Source organism: Pseudomonadota bacterium, assembly GCA_030859565.1.
Taxonomy (GTDB): Bacteria; Pseudomonadota; Gammaproteobacteria; order JACCXJ01; family JACCXJ01; genus USCg-Taylor.
In genome coordinates this window covers 1-5,980 of the sequence record JALZJW010000182.1, presented here as the reverse complement: position 1 = coordinate 5,980, position 5,980 = coordinate 1, and the positions used below count along the sequence as shown (strand labels likewise).

Here is a 5,980-nt window from a genome sequence, read left to right as displayed (position 1 = left end):
CCTTTGGTGTTGGGTTGTTGTTTTAGTTAACACAACCAGCAAACCAAGCACTGAAGCGCATTTCGAGCTTTTCTTTGCTTCCGGACGAAAAAACCACGCTTGTTTAGGGACTAGAGTCCCTCGTCGGGCGGGCTACTCACTTGGGTGTCGCGCGCGAATGGCCCAATCACGTTATCCTGAGTGAACCGATCGAAGAGTCATTTGCCGACGCGAAGGAGTCAGCCACAGAGCGCAAGAAGCCGGCTCCCGGAAAGCGTCCACAACGTCCCTGGATTTCGCAGGAAGAGGCGATCAAACAAACGGAGCGCTGGTTGCGAAAACATCGCGACCTATGTGGAGATTTGGAGATTGCCGGGGAAGTTTTGACCGCCCGAACAAATCTCCGTCGGCAAGCTGATGCCACGGAGGCCGTGGAGCGCGAGGTGAGACTCTCATTGTATGATCGGGACCGGCGCGTCACCCTCAGTCCTCGAGAAGCGGGTTACGGATTAAGTCAGTTCATCCCTGTGCTACTGGCCTGCTTTTCACGCCAGGACCGCTTCGGCCGTGAGCCTAGCGGGACATTGCTGCTGGAGGAACCGGAAGCCCACGTTCATCCCGCGATGCAGGCCGAACTCGGCGACGTATTCCTCGAAGCGATCACTCGCAAGAATCATCCCTTGGCCCACATCATCTGCGAAACGCACAGCGAACACTTACTTCTGCGCCTTCAGCGGCGGGTTCGCGAAGGCAAGCTCTCGCCGAACCAAATCGCGGTGCTGTACGTCGAGAACCTCGGCAGTGAGAGCGTCGTCCGCGACATGCCACTGAATGAGCGCGGTGAGCTCATCCACGATTGGCCGGGTGGATTTTTCCAGGAAGGCCTTCGGGAGGTGTTGATGTGACTTTCCTGCCCGAATTTGCCATCCTCCCAGAGGTGCTGGAAGCGAGGGGTGATAACCTCCGCTCCGTTTTTGAGCTGTGCCTTCGCGAGGGCCTTGTGCGGAACCTGCGTAAGGGCTCATGGCGGCAGAACTTAGCTCAGAGGCTGGAGGCCCTATCGCCGGCGGGCAGGAAGGTGATCGAATCGCTCTGGAAAAGTGGACGACTACTCTCCTGTCCGTCTTTTCTTTCCAGCCCGCCTGAGACTACGGAGGAATGGTGCCGGGAAGCAATCGCCAGCCGAGGGCATCGTGACCTGCGGGCGATCTTTAGCGAGAGGTCCACGGCTGAACGGTTCGCAGAGGAATGTTTAGTGGTACCTACGGATGATGCCGTCGAGCGTGAAAATCTCCGTCCGGCCCAATCTGCGGCGTTACGTTTTCACATCGATGATTACCGTGATCACCTCTTGTCACTGATCCGCGTCGCTCGTGAAGTTTGCTTCATTGATCCCTACATTAATCCGCGCCACTTTCACTACCGCGACGGATTTCTCCAGATTCTGAAGCTTGCCAACCACAACCCTCATCGCCCCCGGATCAGTATCCATCGTAAAAGCGAAGATCGACCAGGCCACGAACTCTGTTCGGAAGCGAACTGGGGACCAATTTTTGACACCTGGCATCGCCGACTCGCTGCTTGGAAGCTCCAAGTCGAAGTATTCATCTGGAGCAGATTTCAAAGCCGTTACTTTGTAACCAACCACGTCGGATTGGACGCTGGCAAAGGATTCAAATGTGACCCCAGCAGGGAGGAACGCCATCATTGGTGCCGGCTGAGTCGGCAAGATCACGAAGGCGTGCTTCGCGATTTCGACTCGCTGGGAAACAGCCCGACCCACAAACTTCACTGCAAATTCAACCTCGGTGTGCGGTGACCGCCTTTTCCCCCGGGCGCTTCTACAGCTTATCTCTTTATCTGGCATCCCTTGAAGCTCATCCCTCACCATGAACGCCCGAAAACAGCAAGCCCTTTCTGGAGTGGAGGCCACTTCTGGAAACAGCCGACATTCTGTTGCAATCCCTGGCTGCTGACGACGAGGAGAAAGCTCACGAAGCGATCTCGGTCATACTGATGCAGGTGCTGCACATTTACGGCGGCGATTGAAGAGATAAAGCAGCTCGTCATCAATGGCTGAGTTTGACAGTTTAGCCACGTCGCGTGTCCAACGAGCCTGACTTGTCCGATGGAAGAACCCATGCCAGAAATTCCGGATGAATGACACCTCCAAGCCCAGCACCGTTTGGTTCCGGGCGAAAGGGCAGGTGTTTATCCCGAGCTGGCTGCGCAAAGAATTCGCAATTCAGGAAGGCACTCGAGCAATCGTCACCGCCACATCGGACGGAATTCTTTTAAAGCCGGTGACGGCAACATTGATCAAGCGGGGACGCGGGGCCGTGAAGCGCAAGCCGGGGGACAAGCCAATGACGGAGTGGTGGCCCGAGCACAAACGCGAACAGAACCCCTTGGAGCGCAACAAAGATGGCCGGCGGCGCGAGGAGAAGGATGATGGCGAACTCGCGAATAACCAAACTTGGGAGGAGCAATCCAAGAAAGCCTAGGAATTGTTTGTTTGACTGCGGGTTTTTTGGTAAGGCTCTCGTGCCAGCGCCCGAAGCATCCTTGAGGCAAGGCGAGTCCAATGCTTGGTCGCTAGATCGCACTCCCAAACGCGCACGACTCGCCAGCCTTTGTCGCGAAGGGTTCGCGTTACCAAGCGGTCGCGCGTCTGGTTGCGCGCTAGTTTCTCGGCCCACCAATCGGCGCGGTTCTTTGGCATCGGCGCATGCTTCGGCTTCGGGCAACCATGCCAGAAACAGCCGTCCACAAAGACCACAACGCGCTGGCGCCGGAATACAAAGTCGGTTTTCCAAACACTATTTGTCGCCTGCGCCATCCGTTTATTCCGTGGGCGCGAAAGAGCGCGATCAGCGTATTACCGAGGCACATTCGCGGACATCATTGCCGCTCCTTCAGACACCTTGCTCGGCGCTCTGAATCGCGTGAGCGGCGAGGATGTGTTCAGCACGCAATTCACCAAGCAGATCAAGGCGTGGGAGCATGAGATCGCAATCCTTAAGGCAGTGTGCGCGCGATTTGTCGCCGAAGACGCTACCGCCTCAGCATGGTCCGTGTTGCTCGAGTATCGAATTCCGCGGCGGCAGAAACGTATAGATGCCGTGCTCCTCGCGGGCGCCGTCATCGTCTGCATCGAATTCAAGACCGAAGACCGGGTTCATGCCCGCCAGGCTCAGCGCCAGGTCGAGGACTATGCACTCGATTTGCGCGACTTCCACGAACAGAGCCATGGCCGCGTTATCGTTCCGATTGTGGTTTCTGCCCGTGCGCCATCAGTGCTACACGAAAGCAGACCGGTGACGGACGACGTTGTTCGTCACGTAAGACTCGCGAATCGCGTCGATCTGGTGACCGTGATTGCTGGCATCCTTGCCGCAGAACGAGATGTCGAAACGCTACCAATTAACGCGGCTGCATGGGAAGCGTCCCCCTACCGTCCCGTGCCGACGATCATCGAAGCTGCCGAAGCCCTCTACGCCGACCACGATGTCCGTGAGATTGCGCACTCACACGCCGGAGCAATCAATCTAACCCGCACGTCCGAGTGTCTCATCTCAGTCATCCGCGACGCCCAGCGGAATAAGCGAAAGGTAATTTGCGTCGTGACAGGGGTGCCCGGTGCAGGCAAGACGCTGGCAGGTCTCAACGTTATCCAAAACGCCGCGCTCCGCGGCGACGGCCGCCAGCCCGGCGTGTTTCTATCGGGCAACGGGCCGCTCGTGAAGATCGTTGCCGCGGCGATCGCCAGACGGCACCGCCAGCTTCGCGGCGGTGCGAGCGTAGCGCGCACGACGAGCACGTTCATCCAAAGCGTTCACGCATTTGCGCGATTCGCTGTTGAGCACCCGGACCTTCCGCCTGCTGAGAACGTGATTGTCTTCGATGAAGCGCAGCGTGCCTGGAACGAGGCGCAGAACGCGCTGAAAACGGGCCGTGCTGAATCTGAACCGACGACCATGCTCTCGATCATGGATCGACATCCAGATTGGGCGGTTTTAGTGGCGCTCGTCGGAGGCGGCCAGGAAATCAACACGGGCGAGGCAGGGCTTGCTGAGTGGGGAAGAAGCCTCGCGGCGCATTTCCGGCACTGGCACGTCGTCGTTTCCCCTGAAGCTCTGAACGGCGACGCAAGCGTCTCGGGGCATCGACTTTTCGAGAGCAACGCGACCGAGTTCCAGAATGTGCAGATCGAATCCGGGCTTCATCTTGACGTCCCGCTCCGCTCCTTTCGCGCGGTGCAACTCACGAAGTGGGTCGAGGCGGTGCTGCGTGGCCATACGTCAGCCGCTCTGGAGATCGCTCAAGGGATGAACCGCTTCCCAATGCGAATGACCCGTTCGCTGAAGACGGCTCGCGAATGGCTACGAAACGAGACGCGCGGCCTCCGCCGTTGCGGACTGGTTGCGAGCGCTGGAGGGCTGCGTCTGCGGGCTGAAGGCATTGAGCTTTCCAGCGGGTTCCGGACAGGTAACAAGCACCTCTATGAGCACTGGTTTCTCGCCGAACCCGGCGACGTGCGGTCATCGAACCAGCTTGAGATAGCTGCTTCGGAATTTGAATGTCAGGGACTCGAACTCGATTGGGTGGGCGTTTGCTGGAGCGGCGATTTTACTTTCGACCGGTCTAACAACGACTGGACCTATCGCAATTTTAGCGGTTCGCGATGGGGAGTAGTGCGAAGCGCCGAAGATCGACAATATCTTCTGAACACATACCGCGTTCTCCTGACACGCGCTCGTGAAGGGCTGATTGTCTGGCCATCTTCTACAGTGCGGAAGCGGCATATGCTGGTAATGAGGCACTTACGTGAGACGGAAAGGGTGTTGGCACTACATTTCCGCCGGGCAAGCCAGTCAGACCGGCAATTCGCGCAAGGTCGGTGGCAACGCCGCTCCCACTGCCCGAAGGGCCTGGCTCGCGTGGCCGCGCACTTCGCTGCGCAGCACAAAGCGTTTGCCTTGGAAGTTGGCTTCGACCTCCTGAAGCGCATCGAGCCCGCGCACCACTTCAGCCCATTCCCAACAAAGTTCTGCCTGCCGCATCCGTTCTTCGAGCTCCCACTTCAGCAGCAACGCCAGGTAACTGCAGAAGACGTGGCCGCGGATGGTTTCATCGCGCTTGTGATAGATGGGCCGCGTTTCGAGGATGGTTTTAGTCGTGCGAAAGATCGTTTCCACCATCCATAAATGCTTGTAAGTGGCGGCAACGGTTTCGCCTTCCAGGTCAGTGTTGGTCCGCAAGACCCAGATCCCGTCATAGCGGGCGTCGTTTTTAATCGCCTCCGCATCGATGCTAAATCGCCGCCCGGCTTGGGCTTTGAGATAACGCCGATAGCCTTTGTTGCCGACGAGCGCTTTGTCGCCTTTGGAAAGCTGCTCACGCAGACTGGCCACGATGGCCTCACGGTCATGCGCGTCTTTGCGCCGCTCTTGTTCGTTGAGACAGACAATGTAGCGACGGCCTTCAAGGATCACTTCCTTGATTTTCAAGGGCGCGGGATCTTTGGCCTTCTTGCCTTCAGGGGTGATTTCTCTCCACGGCTTGCGGCTGGCTAATACCTGCTGGCTGACTTCCTTCTGGTTGCGCATCCGCGCGCCGAGGATGTATCGCATCGGCGGCTTACTGTTTTCAAAAGCCCGAATGATTTCCTGGCTAATCATCCCGCGATCGGCCACCACGCAGATCTCCCGCACGCCGAAGCGCCCTCGCATCCGTTCGACCACGGGCACCAAGGTAGTTACATCGGTGGTGTTGCCAGGCCACATCTCGCAACAGATCGGCCGTCCCTCGACATCCATCGCCATGCCCACCACCATTTGCTTGAGATCGGGCCGGTGATCCTTGCTATGGCCACGCTGGCCGATCCTCGCGCCTTCGCCTTGGAAATAGAGGGAGGTCGTGTCGAAGAAGACCAGATCGACTTCACTGAAGAGGTCGCGTCGCCGATCAAAAAGCGCTTCCTCCAGGCGATCCTTCCTGC

The 5,980-nt window shown here is 58.0% G+C and carries 7 protein-coding genes and 1 pseudogene; 2 read left to right on the top strand and 6 right to left on the bottom strand.

Features of this window, described 5'->3' with window-relative positions; genetic code table 11:
* The first annotated feature begins 140 nt into the window (after positions 1-140).
* On the top strand, positions 141-884 hold the full coding sequence (locus M3436_18575; protein MDQ3566002.1) for an AAA family ATPase: 744 nt from the start codon (positions 141-143) through the stop codon (positions 882-884).
* A gap of 449 nt (positions 885-1,333) precedes the next feature.
* Here the strand turns inward: M3436_18575 and M3436_18570 are convergent, their stop codons facing one another.
* Positions 1,334-1,846: a hypothetical protein gene (locus M3436_18570; protein MDQ3566001.1), complete on the bottom strand. Its 513-nt coding sequence runs from the start codon at positions 1,844-1,846 to the stop codon at positions 1,334-1,336.
* A 289-nt stretch (positions 1,847-2,135) separates the two neighbouring features.
* On the opposite strand from M3436_18570, the gene M3436_18565 reads away from it, so the two are divergent.
* Entirely contained in the window at positions 2,136-2,483 is a 348-nt protein-coding gene (locus M3436_18565; protein MDQ3566000.1) for an AbrB/MazE/SpoVT family DNA-binding domain-containing protein, read from the top strand.
* Here M3436_18565 and M3436_18560 read toward each other — a convergent pair.
* The 5 genes and pseudogenes from M3436_18560 to M3436_18540 form a co-directional block, all read right to left on the bottom strand.
* A pseudogene (locus tag M3436_18560) lies at positions 2,480-2,785 on the bottom strand (very short patch repair endonuclease). The gene M3436_18565 and the pseudogene M3436_18560 sit on opposite strands and share 4 nt — an antisense overlap.
* 256 nt (positions 2,786-3,041) lie before the next feature.
* On the bottom strand, positions 3,042-3,230 hold the full coding sequence (locus M3436_18555) for a hypothetical protein (protein ID MDQ3565999.1): 189 nt from the start codon (positions 3,228-3,230) through the stop codon (positions 3,042-3,044).
* Positions 3,231-3,698: 468 nt separating this feature from the next.
* Entirely contained in the window at positions 3,699-3,980 is a 282-nt protein-coding gene (locus M3436_18550) for a hypothetical protein (GenBank protein MDQ3565998.1), read from the bottom strand.
* Between the two features lie 15 nt (positions 3,981-3,995).
* Positions 3,996-4,277 (bottom strand): hypothetical protein, encoded by a 282-nt coding sequence (locus M3436_18545; GenBank protein ID MDQ3565997.1) that lies wholly within the window; start codon positions 4,275-4,277, stop codon positions 3,996-3,998.
* Between the two features lie 576 nt (positions 4,278-4,853).
* Positions 4,854-5,980, bottom strand: a 1,127-nt coding sequence (locus tag M3436_18540; GenBank protein ID MDQ3565996.1) for an IS1634 family transposase, incomplete at its 5' end; no start/stop codon positions are given.

What these genes read in the sequence shown, in the direction of transcription:
- M3436_18545 (MDQ3565997.1), bottom strand. Translation starts at nt 4,277, where the DNA reads ATGGCCACGCAGCACCGCCTCGACCCACTTCGTGAGTTGCACCGCGCG.
- M3436_18565 (MDQ3566000.1), top strand. Translation starts at nt 2,136, where the DNA reads ATGAATGACACCTCCAAGCCCAGCACCGTTTGGTTCCGGGCGAAAGGG.
- M3436_18555 (MDQ3565999.1), bottom strand. Translation starts at nt 3,230, where the DNA reads ATGGCTCTGTTCGTGGAAGTCGCGCAAATCGAGTGCATAGTCCTCGAC.
- M3436_18550 (MDQ3565998.1), bottom strand. Translation starts at nt 3,980, where the DNA reads ATGTCGATCCATGATCGAGAGCATGGTCGTCGGTTCAGATTCAGCACG.
- M3436_18570 (MDQ3566001.1), bottom strand. Translation starts at nt 1,846, where the DNA reads ATGCCAGATAAAGAGATAAGCTGTAGAAGCGCCCGGGGGAAAAGGCGG.